The sequence below is a fragment of the Chlamydiota bacterium genome (assembly GCA_016178055.1).
Taxonomy (GTDB): Bacteria; Auribacterota; JACPWU01; order JACPWU01; family JACPWU01; genus JACOUC01.
In genome coordinates, this window is sequence record JACOUC010000035.1 from 191,520 (window position 1) to 205,580 (window position 14,061).

19 protein-coding genes and 2 tRNA genes are annotated in these 14,061 nt (G+C 42.6%); 9 read left to right on the top strand and 12 right to left on the bottom strand.

Features of this window, described 5'->3' with window-relative positions; translation table 11 throughout:
* From HYS07_05455 to HYS07_05470, 4 genes are all read right to left on the bottom strand, one after another.
* The gene (locus HYS07_05455; GenBank protein MBI1870627.1) at window positions 1–564 is read right to left on the bottom strand and encodes a pseudouridine synthase; all 564 of its coding nucleotides are present in this window, start codon (window positions 562–564) and stop codon (window positions 1–3) included.
* Window positions 561–899 carry a DUF4345 domain-containing protein gene (locus HYS07_05460; protein MBI1870628.1) on the bottom strand — a complete coding sequence of 113 codons (339 nt, stop codon included), beginning with the start codon at window positions 897–899 and terminating at the stop codon, window positions 561–563. The genes HYS07_05455 and HYS07_05460 overlap by 4 nt, the downstream gene beginning before the upstream one ends.
* Window positions 900–920: 21 nt before the next feature.
* On the bottom strand, window positions 921–1,970 hold the full coding sequence (locus tag HYS07_05465; GenBank protein MBI1870629.1) for a Fic family protein: 1,050 nt from the start codon (window positions 1,968–1,970) through the stop codon (window positions 921–923).
* A gap of 105 nt (window positions 1,971–2,075) precedes the next feature.
* On the bottom strand, window positions 2,076–2,660 hold the full coding sequence (locus HYS07_05470; protein ID MBI1870630.1) for a hypothetical protein: 585 nt from the start codon (window positions 2,658–2,660) through the stop codon (window positions 2,076–2,078).
* A gap of 218 nt (window positions 2,661–2,878) precedes the next feature.
* Here HYS07_05470 and HYS07_05475 point away from each other — a divergent pair, with 218 nt between their 5' ends.
* From HYS07_05475 to HYS07_05485, 3 genes are read left to right on the top strand one after another with little or no spacing between them, the layout of a single operon-like run.
* Complete coding sequence (locus HYS07_05475) at window positions 2,879–3,160, top strand: type II toxin-antitoxin system RelE/ParE family toxin (protein ID MBI1870631.1); 282 nt, start codon at window positions 2,879–2,881, stop codon at window positions 3,158–3,160.
* Window positions 3,161–3,177: 17 nt separating this feature from the next.
* Entirely contained in the window at window positions 3,178–3,477 is a 300-nt protein-coding gene (locus tag HYS07_05480; GenBank protein MBI1870632.1) for a HigA family addiction module antidote protein, read from the top strand.
* Between the two features lie 19 nt (window positions 3,478–3,496).
* On the top strand, window positions 3,497–4,303 hold the full coding sequence (locus HYS07_05485) for a nucleotidyltransferase domain-containing protein (protein ID MBI1870633.1): 807 nt from the start codon (window positions 3,497–3,499) through the stop codon (window positions 4,301–4,303).
* Here the strand turns inward: HYS07_05485 and HYS07_05490 are convergent.
* Window positions 4,300–5,502, bottom strand: coding sequence for an ATP-binding protein (locus tag HYS07_05490; GenBank protein MBI1870634.1), 1,203 nt, complete (start codon window positions 5,500–5,502; stop codon window positions 4,300–4,302). The two genes, HYS07_05485 and HYS07_05490, sit on opposite strands and share 4 nt — an antisense overlap.
* A gap of 192 nt (window positions 5,503–5,694) precedes the next feature.
* On the opposite strand from HYS07_05490, the gene HYS07_05495 reads away from it, so the two are divergent.
* Window positions 5,695–6,303: a GyrI-like domain-containing protein gene (locus tag HYS07_05495; protein MBI1870635.1), complete on the top strand. Its 609-nt coding sequence runs from the start codon at window positions 5,695–5,697 to the stop codon at window positions 6,301–6,303.
* Here HYS07_05495 and HYS07_05500 read toward each other — a convergent pair.
* The gene (locus HYS07_05500) at window positions 6,281–6,544 is read right to left on the bottom strand and encodes a hypothetical protein (protein MBI1870636.1); all 264 of its coding nucleotides are present in this window, start codon (window positions 6,542–6,544) and stop codon (window positions 6,281–6,283) included. The two genes, HYS07_05495 and HYS07_05500, sit on opposite strands and share 23 nt — an antisense overlap.
* Before the next feature lie 155 nt (window positions 6,545–6,699).
* Here HYS07_05500 and HYS07_05505 point away from each other — a divergent pair, with 155 nt between their 5' ends.
* Together HYS07_05505 and HYS07_05510 are read left to right on the top strand one after the other, a co-directional pair.
* Window positions 6,700–6,945 (top strand): hypothetical protein, encoded by a 246-nt coding sequence (locus HYS07_05505; protein ID MBI1870637.1) that lies wholly within the window; start codon window positions 6,700–6,702, stop codon window positions 6,943–6,945.
* Window positions 6,942–7,358, top strand: coding sequence for a PIN domain-containing protein (locus HYS07_05510; GenBank protein MBI1870638.1), 417 nt, complete (start codon window positions 6,942–6,944; stop codon window positions 7,356–7,358). The genes HYS07_05505 and HYS07_05510 overlap by 4 nt, the downstream gene beginning before the upstream one ends.
* On the opposite strand, the gene HYS07_05515 is transcribed toward HYS07_05510, so the two are convergent.
* Entirely contained in the window at window positions 7,338–7,760 is a 423-nt protein-coding gene (locus HYS07_05515) for a DUF1801 domain-containing protein (GenBank protein ID MBI1870639.1), read from the bottom strand. The genes HYS07_05510 and HYS07_05515 overlap by 21 nt on opposite strands.
* A gap of 361 nt (window positions 7,761–8,121) precedes the next feature.
* Between HYS07_05515 and rfaD the strand changes: the two genes are divergently transcribed.
* From rfaD to HYS07_05530, 3 genes are all read left to right on the top strand, one after another.
* The gene (rfaD, locus tag HYS07_05520) at window positions 8,122–9,090 is read left to right on the top strand and encodes an ADP-glyceromanno-heptose 6-epimerase (protein MBI1870640.1); all 969 of its coding nucleotides are present in this window, start codon (window positions 8,122–8,124) and stop codon (window positions 9,088–9,090) included.
* 143 nt (window positions 9,091–9,233) lie between these two features.
* The gene (locus HYS07_05525) at window positions 9,234–10,145 is read left to right on the top strand and encodes a DUF1016 domain-containing protein (protein MBI1870641.1); all 912 of its coding nucleotides are present in this window, start codon (window positions 9,234–9,236) and stop codon (window positions 10,143–10,145) included.
* A gap of 13 nt (window positions 10,146–10,158) precedes the next feature.
* Window positions 10,159–11,202 (top strand): deoxyhypusine synthase, encoded by a 1,044-nt coding sequence (locus tag HYS07_05530; GenBank protein MBI1870642.1) that lies wholly within the window; start codon window positions 10,159–10,161, stop codon window positions 11,200–11,202.
* Here HYS07_05530 and HYS07_05535 read toward each other — a convergent pair.
* The 5 genes from HYS07_05535 to HYS07_05555 all read right to left on the bottom strand — a co-directional run bounded on the left by HYS07_05535 (window position 11,186) and on the right by HYS07_05555 (window position 13,850).
* Window positions 11,186–12,223, bottom strand: a complete 1,038-nt coding sequence (locus HYS07_05535) for an NAD-dependent epimerase/dehydratase family protein (GenBank protein ID MBI1870643.1) — start codon at window positions 12,221–12,223, stop codon at window positions 11,186–11,188. The genes HYS07_05530 and HYS07_05535 overlap by 17 nt on opposite strands.
* 507 nt (window positions 12,224–12,730) lie before the next feature.
* Window positions 12,731–12,819: transfer RNA gene (locus tag HYS07_05540), tRNA-Ser, on the bottom strand.
* 25 nt (window positions 12,820–12,844) lie between these two features.
* Window positions 12,845–12,985, bottom strand: a complete 141-nt coding sequence (locus tag HYS07_05545) for a GIY-YIG nuclease family protein (protein MBI1870644.1) — start codon at window positions 12,983–12,985, stop codon at window positions 12,845–12,847.
* Window positions 12,986–13,097: 112 nt separating this feature from the next.
* Entirely contained in the window at window positions 13,098–13,574 is a 477-nt protein-coding gene (locus HYS07_05550; protein MBI1870645.1) for a nucleoside deaminase, read from the bottom strand.
* 202 nt (window positions 13,575–13,776) lie between these two features.
* Window positions 13,777–13,850, bottom strand: a tRNA-Arg gene (locus HYS07_05555).
* Window positions 13,851–14,061 lie beyond the last annotated feature (211 nt).

Sequence of the window (14,061 nt, forward strand, 5' to 3'; positions counted from 1 at the left end):
TTATGATTCAAACAAAAGTTTTCTTTCTTGAGTATTTAATTCTCTCCACTGGCCAGCAGGCAAGTTTGCCAATTGAAAAGCTCCCATCGCCACACGAATCAAACGAAGCGTTGGGAATCCTTGCGACGCCGTCATATGACGGACTTGCCGATTTTTCCCTTCAAACAATTTAAGTTCAATCCAACTTGTTGGAATAGAGATCCGAAAACGAATGGGAGGATTGCGTGGAGGATAGCCCGGTTCAATTAACAAACTGGCTTTGCAAGGTTTCGTTTTATAGCCTTGAATCATCACCCCTTTTCTTAAATGACTCATTGCCTCTTCCGTCGCAATCCCCTCGACCTGCGCATGGTAAATTCTCTCATGCGCATGACGCGGATAAAGAAGCCATTCATCCCACTCTTTCTCATCACTCAAAAGCAGCAACCCCTCGCTGTCCCAATCCAACCTCCCCACCGCATAAACATCTTTCGGAAATCCAAACTCCGCCAAAGTCCGATGCTGGGAATTTCCAGCTGTAAACTTCGAAAGAACACCATGGGGTTTATGAAAAGCGAGGATCATAAAGTAGACATTTTTTCAATCCGTGATTGTAAAAATACAATAAGAAGCGGAAGAACAAACTCAAGAGCCGTCATCGCTACAAAAAAGGAATGAGGCCTCCCCACCTTGAACATGGAAATAGTTCGAGCCAAACCACCGACAAAAAGAATCAGCGCTAGCAGCCGGACGTACTGGCCCTTGAGTTCTATTCCCTTAATACATCCCAAAACAGCCACACCATAAAACGCGAACAATGTAGCATAGAATCTCATCTCGCTGTCCATTGTCGCATTGATAGGGAGAGAGCCTGGAATAACAGAAGGGCCCACAAAAATAAGCGTGAGCGAAACTCCCAAAGCAAACTTGATTTTATCCCCTCACACCCATCTCCTATACCTCGTCGCACGCCCTAATCCAAAGCGTTCCACCTTTTTCAATCGAAGGAGCCGGTCCAGTGCTTGGTTCACAGTGGGTCTGGCAACCTGAGCCTCTTTGGCGATCTTTCCAGGAGATGCTTCCTCCACTGTTTGAAGATATTCCCATACGGCAAGCTGTTTGGGTGAGAGCAATTTCTCAATATTTTCTTTGGATAAAAGAGCGATTGCCTCCTGAGTTTGAACTAAAATCATCGACAGAAAAAAATCCAGCCACGGAACAATATTCTCATTTTTTGTTTTGAGCGTTTTTTGACTTTTCCGCAAGGACATATAATAGTCTGGCTTATGATCCTCGACTAATTTTTCATGAGAGATATACGGCACAAACTCATACCCTGTCTTTAACAAGAGGAGATTGGTAATGATTCTGGAAAGACGACCATTGCCATCTTGAAACGGATGAATGTTCAAAAACTCTACAAGGAAATTTCCAATCACAAGAAGAGGATGATGTTCATTCTTAACCAATGCCGCTTGCGTCCACTCGATTAGATTTTGCATCTGAGCTGGGACAAGATAAGGGGCTGTGGTGTCAAACAAAACACCGATGGACTGGCCTTCTTCATCAATCATCTGAATCCTATTTTCACCACGTTTGTATTCACCCCGGTGAAGCTCATCCTTGGAGACATACTTTAGGAGCTGCTGGTGAAAGCCTTTGACCCGGTTTTCAGAAAAAGAGAGTCTTTTCCAGGAATCAAAAACATTTTCTAAAAGTTCGTAGTAACCTTTTACCTCTTGTTTGTCCCGATCCCTAAATTTTTGAATGGAGATGCCTCGCATCAGCTTTTCAATCTCTTCATCTGAAAGCTTCGCTCCTTCAATACGTGTGGAGGCCCCTGTAGAGGTGACCAAAACAGATTTTTTGAGCCGCCCCAAAATCTGAGGACTAAGCCGAGCTCCCGCAATCCACTGTCCCTTCAATTCATCAATTTGGGCAATTTTCTTCCAAACATTTTCTGGAAGGGAGCGAAGCCTCTTTTCAAGCATAGAAATCCTTATATTTTAGCTATATAAGATTATATTAGATTTTGTAAAAGAAGACAAGCCTAGATGAATTCAAATGCCCCTATGATTTTTCAAACTCCTATCCCTTCAACTTTTAACTTCAGGTTTTGGATTCACAACCTTCGCAATCACAAGACCTGCCAAAAACCATCCAATCAAAAGATCTGCCATGCTCACCAAAGTATAGGGAAGAGGAAATCCCCACCAATTCCAGGAAGGTAATTCACAAACAATTCCAGCAATAAGAGCCACCATCACCACCAAACCGACCCTACAAGAAAATCGCTCGGCGCCTACTCTAAAAACCAAGCAGCTCATAAGTAAAGCCGCCAGAATCTGAATCGCGAGGCCTCTTCCCATCGAACGCGCCATGGTTCCTGTCCCCTGGGGATTCATCACGACAAAGGCAAAAGGACCTTTTTCCATTTTTTCATAATTTTTCTTTTGTAGGGCCTTCTTTTCCTCAGCACTTAAACTCGTATCTATATGATTACATCCGGGTAAAACATAAATCCCCTGCTGAGGCGCATTGGCCATCAAAGCTGTTTCGACAGCCGCCTCATTCGTAAAGGATGCCATGGTTGAATTGTGCCAAGGCAAGACCATCCATGAAATCATCCCCCAAATAAAAAGCACAACACCCCCCAACACACCCCCAATCAGTTTTTTCATGATGTTCTCCTTTTTTTATTTTTTCTCAATGTCGCTATGGCGTTTCCCAATAATATCTTTAGATACTTAAATAGGGACTGGAACATATTACATCATAAACGGGTAAAGATAAAACCATCCTGTCGAGACCTAAGACATCACTCAATAGGATCTTTGGGTTTTGGTAAGGAAAAAATAATATTTCTTTACGATAATATTTTTATGTGATACTATTCAACATGATCGGAAGCTTTTCCTGTTTAGAAACTGAAAAAGTGTTCAAGGCCATTGGATCGAGAAGGCTGCCGTCGGATATTCAACGAATGGCGAGAAGGAAACTTCTCTACCTCCATGAAGCAGAGAGTCTAAGAGATCTGAGGGCACCTCCAGGCAATCGACTGGAAGCGCTTAAAGGAAGTCGCAGAGGTCAATACAGTATTCGTATCAATGATCAATGGCGTATTTGTTTTCAATGGGAAAAAGGTAAAGCACTTAATGTTGAGATCACGGACTATCACTAAATATTGAAGGTGTAGATATGAAAATCAAGCTTTCCCCCATTCATCCGGGTGAGATATTGTTGGAAGATTTTATGAAGCCTTATAACTTAAGCCAATATCGTGTGGCAAAAGACACGGGTGTAGCCCCCTTACGCATCAGTCAAATTGTTCATGGTAAAAGGGCTATTACGGCCAATACTGCCATGCGCTTGGGACGCTACTTTGGAACGAGTGCCTCTGTCTGGCTACGCCTACAGGCTTGTTACGATCTTGAAGTAGCCGAGAAAAAATGGGTCCATCGTATTCATCGAGAAGTAAAAATATTGAAAGCAGCTTAATTTTTCTGGATGGAAAAGAATGCGTGTCGACCCCATTTCAAAAAACCCCAAAATCAAGGGGCTGGATGAAAAAACCCTCCATCAACTTCTACCACAAAATCTCATCCTCTTGGGCTATCGCGGCAGCATTGCACACGGGACCTACGTCTCTCCCAAAGAGCCTCACAGCCTGGATGACAAGGACATCATGGGTGTTTATGTGGCGCCCATCGAGCACTATTTTGGATTTGAAAAATTTGAGGTTCATGAAAAATTCATGGGCGAATGGGACGCCGTTCATTACGAGATTAGAAAATTTGTGTCCTTGCTCCTAAAATCAAACCCGAATGTCATCAGTCTTCTTTGGCTCGATCCCAAGTTTTATTTAAAGAGAACAAAAATTGGAAATTTGCTCATTCAAAATAGAGATATCTTCATTTCCAAAAAGGCCTTTCATTCTTTTTCGGGGTACGCGGATTCTCAATTGAGGAGGATGACACGCTATCAGCACGAAGGTTACATGGGTGAGAAAAGGAAACGGCTGGTCGAAAAATTTGGTTACGACTGTAAGAATGCCTCTCATCTCATTCGACTTTTAGAAATGTGTATCGAATTCTTAAATGAAGGAAAGCTTTATGTCGAAAGACCCAACGCATCCAAACTCGTCGCCATCAAGAATGGAGAATGGTCTCTTGAGAAAATCAAAGAAGAGGCCGAAAGACTCATGAACCTCTCTCAAGAAGCTTATATCCGAAGCCCCTTACCCCCAGAGCCTGACTACGAAAAGGCCCAGGCTCTGACCATTCAGATTATTTGTGAATGCTTTAACTTCCATCCGGCGGGCTAATCGATCCAATGACGCACGGGGGTTGACAAAAAATCATTGAAAGGAATTCCCTGAGGGCCAATCAGATAAATTTTATAGGGGTGGAATTGCTCAAGAAACGCCTCCATGCCTGAAAGATTGGGACTTCTTCGACTGGTCTTCACTTCAAAAGCGACTACCCTTTTTCCGCTTTGCAAAATAAAATCAACTTCCTTATGTCCTTCATTCCAATAAAAAAGCTCTAAATGCTCAGCATTTGCTTGATTGATGAGATGAGTTCCGACCGCGGACTCAACTTGTCGACCCCATAAATCAGAATCTTCTCTTGTTTCAGTGAATGACCGTTGGGCCATGGCTGAGATAAGTGCATTGTTAAATACCTGGAATTTAGGACTCGAATTTTTTTTCCGCAGCGGCTGCAGCAAATATTTTTGCAAACCACAGACCAATCCTGCTCCTTCCAACAAGTCTAAATAATGAGCTAGCGTGGTAGTGTTCCCTACATCCTGGAGCTGCCCTACCATTTTCTGAAAGGAAACCACTTGCCCAGAATATTCACAAGCAAGAAAAAAAAGACGCCTCAGTAAGGCGGGCTTATCAATCCGAGAAAGCAAAAGAATATCTCTGGAAACAGTAGTTTCAATCAGCGATTCTGTAATGTAATGGCGCCACCGAGATTCATCATCCTTAAAAGACGCCGATCCAGGATATCCCCCAAAAAAAATGTATTCGTCTAAAGACCAACCAAAGGCGTCCCTCATTTCCGGATAAGACCAATGAGGAATGGGAAGAATCTCAAAGCGACCTGCCAAACTTTCCGTCAATCCCTTTTGAACCAGAAGAGCAGAGGATCCCAATAAAACAACCTGCAAAGGATTTTTCAGCCGCGTGTCTTCATCCCACAATCTTTTAACTGTTTCGGACCAACCCGCAATTTTTTGAATTTCATCCACAACGAGAATAGCCTTGCGCTTCCCACCCTGACAGTAGACTCGGGCCTGATTCCACTTTTCTTCAAGCCAGATCCGATCCTGAAGCGCCGGTTCGTCCGCAGAAACGAAATGGGCAGGCGATGAAACAAGTTCCAATACTTGCCCCATCAGCGTGGTTTTCCCAACTTGCCGAGGGCCAATGAGCACTTGAATAAGCTTTCTTGGCTCTGCAAGTCGACTCTGCAACTTCTTGTAAATAGGCCTCTTATAAAGGGTCATATAATTCATCACTATACTGAGCAATTTTACTCAATATATTGAGTAAATCAAGACTAAAGAATAGATCGGGAGAAATTGATCGGCATTTTTAAAAAGTGTTGAAGAAATACATCCGACATAATATATTCTTCACCATAACTGTTCAGAGCATCCCATGCTATAAGATTCACATAAAATTCTTGGCCATCATAAGAAAAGACCATGAAAAAAGTTAATCTCAAGAAAGAGTTAAAACACCTGTATCAGCCTTCGGCAAAAGCGGTTGTTGAGGTTGATGTTCCCTCCATGAATTACTTGATGATCGATGGCAAGGGGGACCCCAACACCTCGCAAGATTACGCGGATGCCATTGAAGCATTATTTACCGTTTCGTATGCTGTAAAATTCATGGTAAAAAAGGGGCCTTCGGCGATTGATTATGGGGTTATGCCGCTGGAAGGATTGTGGTGGGTCGCCGACAGTCTTGAGTTTACAACGGATGACAAATCTAAGTGGCAGTGGACAATGATGATTATGCAGCCTTCCTTTGTCACTCCTGAGATTATCCAGAGCGCCATTGCCGATGTGAAAAAGAAGAAGAATCCAAAAGCTATTTCTAAGCTTCGGATGGAAATTTTGTCGGAATGGAAGTGTGCACAAATCCTGCATATCGGCCCTTTTTCAGAGGAAGGGCCGACGATTGAAAAAGTTCACCAGTTCATTGACTCCAAGAGCAAACGAATTGGAAAGCATCATGAAATTTACTTAAGCGACATCCGAAAAGCCGTCCCCGTAAAATGGAAAACCATTATCCGACAGCCCATGCAATAGATCCTAAAATCAGCAAACCTAAAACAATCCGATAATATCCAAAAAGCTTAAAATCATGGTTCTGGACATAGTGGATCAGAAATCGAACCATTCCAAAAGCCGTGAGAAAAGCAACCACAAAACCGGTAGCTAAAAGAATGCTTTCGTGGCCCGTCATTCCCGAATGATGCTTGAGTAAACTGTACCCGGAAGCTGCCACCATCACGCCTAATACGATGGATTTAAGAATGTGGATGAGCATAAGGTTTATTGATAGCTCAATCTCCTATCTCTGTCCTTGGGTAAAAAGTGTATATTTTCCCAATATCTACCGACTTTTTAAACGGCCTGAATCTTTAAAAATGGGTTGTAAAATACGTATATATATTATACATTTCATACGTACGGAGGTGCAAAATGACAAGCAAACTCACATTAGCAATGGACAAGACTGTCGTTGAAAAAGCTAAAAAATATGCTCACGAGAGGAATTTAAGCCTTTCCAAGCTGGTGGAATTCTTTTTTTCATCCTTGACAAAAAAATCTAAAGGGAAACACATGACCGTTTCTCCTATCACTGCAACCCTTGCGGGGATGATCAAATCGAAAAACATTAAAGATAAAGATATTTTGGCCGATGCTCTGATTGAGAAACATTTATGAAAAAAATCTTTATAGACACCGACATTTTCCTGGATACCATTTTAGATAGAAAACCTCACTCTGAGTTTTCTAATGAACTCATCAGCTCTTGCGAACGCAACGAAATCGATGGATATACCTCCTGTCTCATCGTCGCAAATATTTATTATATTCTGAACAAAATTTCGAATCATCGAAAAGCCATTGAGGCAGTTACTAAAATTCGTTCGTTGATAAAAATTCTCCCCTTGACCGACAAAGAAATAAGCGAATCCATCCATTCTGAATTTGACGATTTTGAAGATGGCGTGCAGTATTTTATCGCCATGAGTCACAGAATGGATTGCGTGATTACCCGAAACACGAAAGATTTTAGAAAATCAAATATCAGTGTACTGACTCCGAAAGAGTTTTTACAAACGCTTAAAATGTGAAGCACGCCTTTTATCCAGATGATAAGTGAGTGCCAACGAAATACAGTGGCTTAATTCTTTTACGGGAATTTCATCCTTTACATGAAATAGAATACTGCGATTACCGCCATATTTGAATTGATCTGGGTACATTTTTCTGAACGTTTCAATCAATGTCGTTTGGCAGTGAAAATAAATGGCATATTGTTCCTGTTTTGATTGTACAGAATCAATTCTAACGGTGCTTCCGCTCTTAGATTTGGCTGTGACATAACTGGGTTCTCCCCATTTCAAAGTCTCTTCAAGCTCACCCACACCTTCCGTTTTAGAAGCAACGTCAAAAATCAGTTGGCGTAAGAACATCAATTTCTCTGCGATATCCTTTGGATAGGTTTTAAAAACAGCTGCAACGGAAGCATTCATTTCTTTAACACTACTCCTTTCATTAACACTGTTAAATACAAAATCTTGTGTCCCTGCCTCGTTCTCACCGCTGTCGAAGACGAGGTGAGGCGGGGAATTCCGCGGCCTATTGCAAATTCTGGGTTAGAATAAGATTGATTTTAAACCCAAAAAACGCCAAATTGTAACGGGTATTAAACCCAGATTTTGCAATAGGCCGCGGAATTCGACGCAAGATCTTGGCCACCTTGGCCTTCAGAAAGCCTCGACAGACATCTGTCAATGTATGCCTACGTTTTCTTCAGGCCAATCTGGCTCAAGCTCTTGCGTCTCGGTTCTCGCGTCTATTGCAAAATCTGGGTAAAAAAAAGGAATAATAAAAATGATTGTTGTGACCGGTGGAGCGGGATTCATTGGAAGTGCGATGGTGAGAAGACTCAACGAAAAAGGGATTTCAGACATTCTCATCGTTGATGGACTCAGGACCTCAGTCAAATGGAAAAATCTCGTTGGCAAACGCTTCTTGGATTATTTTCATAAAGATCAATTCATCCCTTTATTATTGGGTGAAAAATTTCCTAAAATGGATGCGATCATTCACATGGGCGCAAATTCTTCTACAACAGAGACCGACGCTGATCACTTGATGGAGAATAATTATCGTTATACGCAAACCCTGGCTCAATGGTCGATCCGAAAAAACGTTCGTTTCATTTATGCCAGCAGTGGCGCTACCTATGGGGATGGATCGCAAGGATTCAGTGACGACCCAGAAACAACATTGAAGCTTGTTCCACTTAATCCCTATGGATATTCAAAACAAATTTTTGATCTCTGGCTACTGCAAAATAGGCTTGAAAATAAAGTGGTTGGGATAAAGTTTTTTAACGTGTTTGGTCCCAACGAATATCATAAAGGGGATATGAAAAGTTTGGTGTATAAGGCCTATCACCAAATTCAGGAGACAGGAAAGATTCAACTTTTTAAGTCCTACAAACCGGAATACAACGATGGCGAACAAGTTCGCGATTTTATATATGTCAAAGATTGCATTAAGGTGATCGAATGGTTCTTGGATTCTCCAAAAATAAACGGTATCTTTAATTTAGGAACAGGAAAAGTGAGAACCTGGAACGACCTTGCAGGAGCGGTTTTTTCTTCATTGAAGAAAAAACCGAAAATTGAATATATTGAAATGCCCAAAGAATTACGTGATGCATACCAATATCGAACGCAGGCCCAGATCGAGCATTTGCGTCGTGCCGGATATAACATCCCATTTCAGTCCTTGGAAGATTCTGTGAAAGATTATGTCGAGAATTATTTGCATCCAACATTGAGATATTTGTGAGGGGGTGAAGCAAGCATTTAAGATGAACGAACAAGGCATGAGAGATGAAAAAATCGAAAGAGAAATATGATCATCGCCGCTCCCTAGGGCGTTCTCGGAATGAGGCACGTTTTACGTCACCTCCATCTGTTCATGAACTTCCCATGGGTTATGGGCAAACCTTAGCGGAGCTAAAGAATCTCCTTCGCAAAACTCGGATCAAAACCATTCTTGCTGCAAATGCCTCAATGATTCTTGCTTATTGGGACATGGGTCACACCATTCTACAGCGGCAGAAGTCAGAAGGGTGGGGATCTAAAGTTGTAGACCGACTTTCCGCTGACCTGCGTAAGGAATTTCCAGATATGCAAGGTCTGTCGCCAAGGAATTTGAAGTATATGCGAGCCTTTGCCGCGGCTTGGCAAGACCGGTCAATTGTGCAAGGGGCACTTGCACAATTGACTTGGTATCAGAATATTGCCTTGTTGCAACAGCTTGAAGATCCGGAAACGCGATTGTGGTATGCCCAGCAAACCGTCACCTACGGTTGGTCCCAGCCTGTATTGTGTCTCCAGATTGAGTATCATGCACATGTTCGGCAAGGTAAAGCAATCAATAACTTCTCCGAAACTTTACCGCCGAATGACTCGGATATGGCATCGCAGGTTTTCAAGGACCCCTACCTTTTCGATTTTCTTGGTACAGCAGATCCTCGCCAAGAACGTGAGATTGAGCAAGCATTGATAGACCACATCCAGCGGTTCTTGCTTGAATTAGGTGCTGGCTTTGCTTTTGTAGGCCGTCAGGTCCACTTAGAAGTTGGGAAACAGGACTTCTACGTTGATTTACTCTTTTATCATTTACATCTGCGATCCTATATCGTGATCGAACTTAAGGCGGTTCCCTTCAACCCCGCTTTTGTAGGGCAGATGAATCTTTATCTCTCGGCAGTGGATGATCTTCTCCGTCACAAAGACGACAAGCCAGCCATTGGCCTTCTTCTGTGCAAGGAAAAAGATCATCTGGTTTATGCAAAACTATTTTGCACCCTAAAGCAAGGTACTTATAAATTTTAAATAAGAGGAAACTATGAAGAAAAAAGATCTTTTAAAAGAAGTGGTGAAGCAGATTGATGCGACAAAATTCAATTCAACGCCCATCATTGATGCCATGAGGGACATGTCTTTTACTTCAAGAGATACGGCCCGTGCGACGGACATTTTTTCCAAAATGATCGCCAATAAAGATTGTACGATTTTTCTATCCCTTGCAGGAAGCACCAGTGCGGGTGGATGTATGAATGTTTATGCCGACATGATTCAATACAACATGATTGATGCCGTTATTGCTACGGGGGCTTCCATCGTTGATATGGACTTCTTCGAAGCACTTGGATTTAAACACTATAAGGGCTCTGCCTTTACTGATGACTCCATGCTGCGTAAAAATTATGTGGACCGTATTTACGATACGTATATTGATGAAGAAGAGCTGCAGATCTGTGATTCAACGATTAAGAAAATCGCCGACTCGCTTGAGCCCCGGGCTTATTCGTCACGGGAATTCATACGTGAGATGGGAAAATTTTTAAAGAAAAATGCCAAGAAGAAAAATTCTCTTATCGAACTTGCTGATGATCATAACGTACCTATTTTTTGTCCTGCCTTTACTGATTCAAGTGCCGGATTCGGCCTGGTGCTCCATCAGCATGATCGGATCAAACAAAATAAACCTCATCTCTCCATTGATTCTGTCAAAGATTTTTATGAACTGACTCAGATCAAGATGGCAGCAAAAACGTCGGGTTTATTCATGATTGGGGGCGGGGTCCCTAAAAATTTTATTCAAGATACGGTGGTCTGCGCAGAATGTCTTGGGGTTAATGTCCCCATGCATCAGTATGCCATTCAAATTACCGTTGCTGATGTTCGTGACGGAGCCTGTTCAAGTTCAACCCTGAAAGAAGCAAGCTCCTGGGGAAAAGTCGATACGATTTTTGAACAAATGGTCTATGCCGAGGCAACAACCCTTGTCCCGCTTATTTTCAGCTATCTCTACCACAACACAGGTTGGAAAAAACGCAAGAAATTCGAATGGACAAAAATGTTTGATGGGTCTAAAAAAACAATTTGAAAAACTTTAAGGCTCCCTGTTTCCAGGGCTGGCGATGGGAAATTCCAGATTGATCATGAAAGTTTCTTAAATTGTCCAGATACCATCGATAATTTTTAACCAGGGCATCTTTATTTGAATATTGGGGGTTAAAGCCTAGGATACTCTGTGCTTTTTCAATCGAGACAAACGAATCTTTTGAAGCGGTTTCATAAACCCATTTATAGAGCGGGGATAATTTAAAAAATTCCAGAATCCTCAATGTCCCTATCATGGGCCACGCAGGAAAAGTTGTGATTTTCCCACCAAAACCTGCCATGTCAAGGACCGCTTGATAGTCTTCTTTCATGGTGGTGAAATCTTTTGCTCCCATGTTAAAGGTATCATTTGCTGCTTCACGATCCTTCACCATGGTTAAATAAATTCCTTCACACAAATCTTCAACGTCCATCAGCTGGTAACGATTCTTTCCATTTCCAATCATGGGAAAATTTTTACCGTCTTTAGCCCAATCATAAAAAAGGGCAAAAACCCCCAGCCTTTCGGGTCCGACAAAAGATTTTGGCCGAATGATAGGAACACACATTCCCTTTTTTCGATATTCAAGACAGGCCTCCTCAGCCAGGATTTTGGCTTTTCCATAAGGACCGACTCCCTCTAATCGATCATTTTCATACAAAGGATGATGATCTGGAATCCCGTAGACTGCGGTAGATGAAATATGAGCAAAACGTTCTACTTTTTGACGATAGGCCTCCTCTAATAAATTTTTTGTTCCATCAATGTCCGTTGAAAGAATGTCTTCCTTTTTATAAAGGGGCAGTGCGGCAGCGGTATGAATCACATACTGACAACCCTTAACAGCCTCTTTCACATGATTTTTATTTCGGATATCTCCCTTAATGAAAGTAATATCACTTTTCTCTGGATAGTGAAAATCAACAAGATCAAGGATGACAATCTCGTTAAGCCCTTTTTTAAAAAGATGCCGAACCAAGTTTATTCCTAAAAATCCCGAACCCCCGGTGATTAAAATTTTCATGCCTTTGCTCTCATTTTAAAAATGGAAAGGGGATTATAACAAAATCACATCATGAAATAATGATTTTTCTCATTCATAACAGAAGTTTAGATTGAATAAGGATCGTGACATTGAGCGGGCGCTGAATGATATGATGAAGGAGGCGACAGAGAAAAAAATCCGGCTGGTGGAAATCATCCCTGGCCAAGGCCGTCCCTACGATAACCGCCGGTCCGATGGAAACCGTGAGTTCCAACCCAGGAAAAAGCCGTTTTATGGTAAAAGGGAGCGGTAGTCGGGGAAAGCAATAATGTCTTTTATTGAATGATGATTCGTTTTTAAGGCACCTGACGTCCTTTTTCCATTCCACAATCCGCAATCTAAAATCTAAAAATCGGAGAGGGGGGGATTCCTCCTCCTCCGCTCACTCTCGTTCGCTCCTCCGGAGCCCGGGTCCCTCGCTTCTTCATCCTCAGGATGCGCTCGGGTACCCTTCGAATCCCTACCATCATTAAAAACCTTTAAAATCGGAGAGGGGGGGATTCGAACCCCCGGTACTGAATTAACAGTACAACGGCTTAGCAAGCCGCCGCTATCGGCCACTCAGCCACCTCTCCTCACATTAATTCTTTTAGGAGATCTCTAATCTGTAACCTCAGATATCTTTTCCCTTCTGTTCCTTTTTTTACCTCTCTTGTGTTCTAATATTCTTCTCCTCAAATCCCCCGTAAATCCTGTATACAACTGCCCGTTTTCTAATTTTAATATGTACACGTAATACATTCTATAACCTTATTGATTGGGATTCGCCCTGTCATTCGACAGGGCGCCCTGATGTATATCAGGGCGAACCCCCGGTACTGAATTAACAGTACAACGGCTTAGCAAGCCGCCGCTATCGGCCACTCAGCCACCTCTCCACTTTCTTGAAAAATTCCTTTAATAAAAGCTGGCAGGGCTCTGCCAATACTCCACCCACCCTTTCCAGTTGTTGAAACGCTGCTTCATATCCTGGATGAATTAAATCTCGTAAGCCCTTCCCAGTCTCATCTTTCGCACCATAAATCAATTTCTTCACCCGTGCAAGTAAAATAGCGCCTGAACACATCAAGCAAGGTTCTTTCGTCACATAAAGAGTACAGTCCAAAAGCCGCCAGTTTTTAAGATGATTCGCTGCTTGAGTAATCGCGATCATCTCCGCATGGGCCGTAGGATCTTTTAAAAGCTCCACTTGATTATGCGCCCGGGCAATGATTTTTTCTTCATAAACAATGCAAGCACCCATCGGAGACTCCCCTCCCTCAAAGGCCCTGTCCGCCTCTTTCAAGGCTTCAGACATAAAATAAGAATCTTTTTCATCCTTAGAAATCATGCTGCTTGTCTCTTCCTACTTCGCCGATACTCATGAACTTCGTGCGCCCGGCAGGATTTGGCGCCTACGTCCTTCCGGGACTCCGGTCGTCCAGCCGGCCCTCCCAAAGGTCGCCCATCATGCACCGCATGATTGGCATTATTTTAAGTCGGGCCTCCCCTCAAATCCTGCGGTTAATGAATAAAAAAATGATGGCACTTCGTGCGCCCGACAGGATTTGAACCTGCGACACCTTGCTTCGTAGGCAAGTACTCTATCCAGCTGAGCTACGGGCGCTAAAAGACAGTTTAAGGTTTAAGGTTTAAGGATTCATAAGTCAAGTTTTTGGGTTTGTCTTCTGTTCTTTAACTTGTCGAGTAGACATATATTTCAATGCCCCTCACGGAACCGTACGTGCGGATTTTCCGCATACGGCTCTTCAGTAAGCCTCACTCAATTTTGACGGTATATAAATTCCGTCTACTCCTTCCGCTCGGTCCCTCCCGAG

What these genes read in the sequence shown, in the direction of transcription:
- HYS07_05515 (MBI1870639.1), bottom strand. Translation starts at nt 7,760, where the DNA reads ATGAATGCTTCCGTTGCAGCTGTTTTTAAAACCTATCCAAAGGATATC.
- rfaD (MBI1870640.1), top strand. Translation starts at nt 8,122, where the DNA reads ATGATTGTTGTGACCGGTGGAGCGGGATTCATTGGAAGTGCGATGGTG.
- HYS07_05495 (MBI1870635.1), top strand. Translation starts at nt 5,695, where the DNA reads ATGAAAAAAGTTAATCTCAAGAAAGAGTTAAAACACCTGTATCAGCCT.
- HYS07_05500 (MBI1870636.1), bottom strand. Translation starts at nt 6,544, where the DNA reads ATGCTCATCCACATTCTTAAATCCATCGTATTAGGCGTGATGGTGGCA.
- HYS07_05550 (MBI1870645.1), bottom strand. Translation starts at nt 13,574, where the DNA reads ATGATTTCTAAGGATGAAAAAGATTCTTATTTTATGTCTGAAGCCTTG.
- HYS07_05480 (MBI1870632.1), top strand. Translation starts at nt 3,178, where the DNA reads ATGAAAATCAAGCTTTCCCCCATTCATCCGGGTGAGATATTGTTGGAA.
- HYS07_05505 (MBI1870637.1), top strand. Translation starts at nt 6,700, where the DNA reads ATGACAAGCAAACTCACATTAGCAATGGACAAGACTGTCGTTGAAAAA.
- HYS07_05470 (MBI1870630.1), bottom strand. Translation starts at nt 2,660, where the DNA reads ATGAAAAAACTGATTGGGGGTGTGTTGGGGGGTGTTGTGCTTTTTATT.
- HYS07_05510 (MBI1870638.1), top strand. Translation starts at nt 6,942, where the DNA reads ATGAAAAAAATCTTTATAGACACCGACATTTTCCTGGATACCATTTTA.
- HYS07_05535 (MBI1870643.1), bottom strand. Translation starts at nt 12,223, where the DNA reads ATGAAAATTTTAATCACCGGGGGTTCGGGATTTTTAGGAATAAACTTG.
- HYS07_05525 (MBI1870641.1), top strand. Translation starts at nt 9,234, where the DNA reads ATGGGTTATGGGCAAACCTTAGCGGAGCTAAAGAATCTCCTTCGCAAA.
- HYS07_05455 (MBI1870627.1), bottom strand. Translation starts at nt 564, where the DNA reads ATGATCCTCGCTTTTCATAAACCCCATGGTGTTCTTTCGAAGTTTACA.
- HYS07_05485 (MBI1870633.1), top strand. Translation starts at nt 3,497, where the DNA reads ATGCGTGTCGACCCCATTTCAAAAAACCCCAAAATCAAGGGGCTGGAT.
- HYS07_05475 (MBI1870631.1), top strand. Translation starts at nt 2,879, where the DNA reads ATGATCGGAAGCTTTTCCTGTTTAGAAACTGAAAAAGTGTTCAAGGCC.
- HYS07_05490 (MBI1870634.1), bottom strand. Translation starts at nt 5,502, where the DNA reads ATGAATTATATGACCCTTTATAAGAGGCCTATTTACAAGAAGTTGCAG.
- HYS07_05465 (MBI1870629.1), bottom strand. Translation starts at nt 1,970, where the DNA reads ATGCTTGAAAAGAGGCTTCGCTCCCTTCCAGAAAATGTTTGGAAGAAA.
- HYS07_05530 (MBI1870642.1), top strand. Translation starts at nt 10,159, where the DNA reads ATGAAGAAAAAAGATCTTTTAAAAGAAGTGGTGAAGCAGATTGATGCG.
- HYS07_05545 (MBI1870644.1), bottom strand. Translation starts at nt 12,985, where the DNA reads ATGTATTACGTGTACATATTAAAATTAGAAAACGGGCAGTTGTATACA.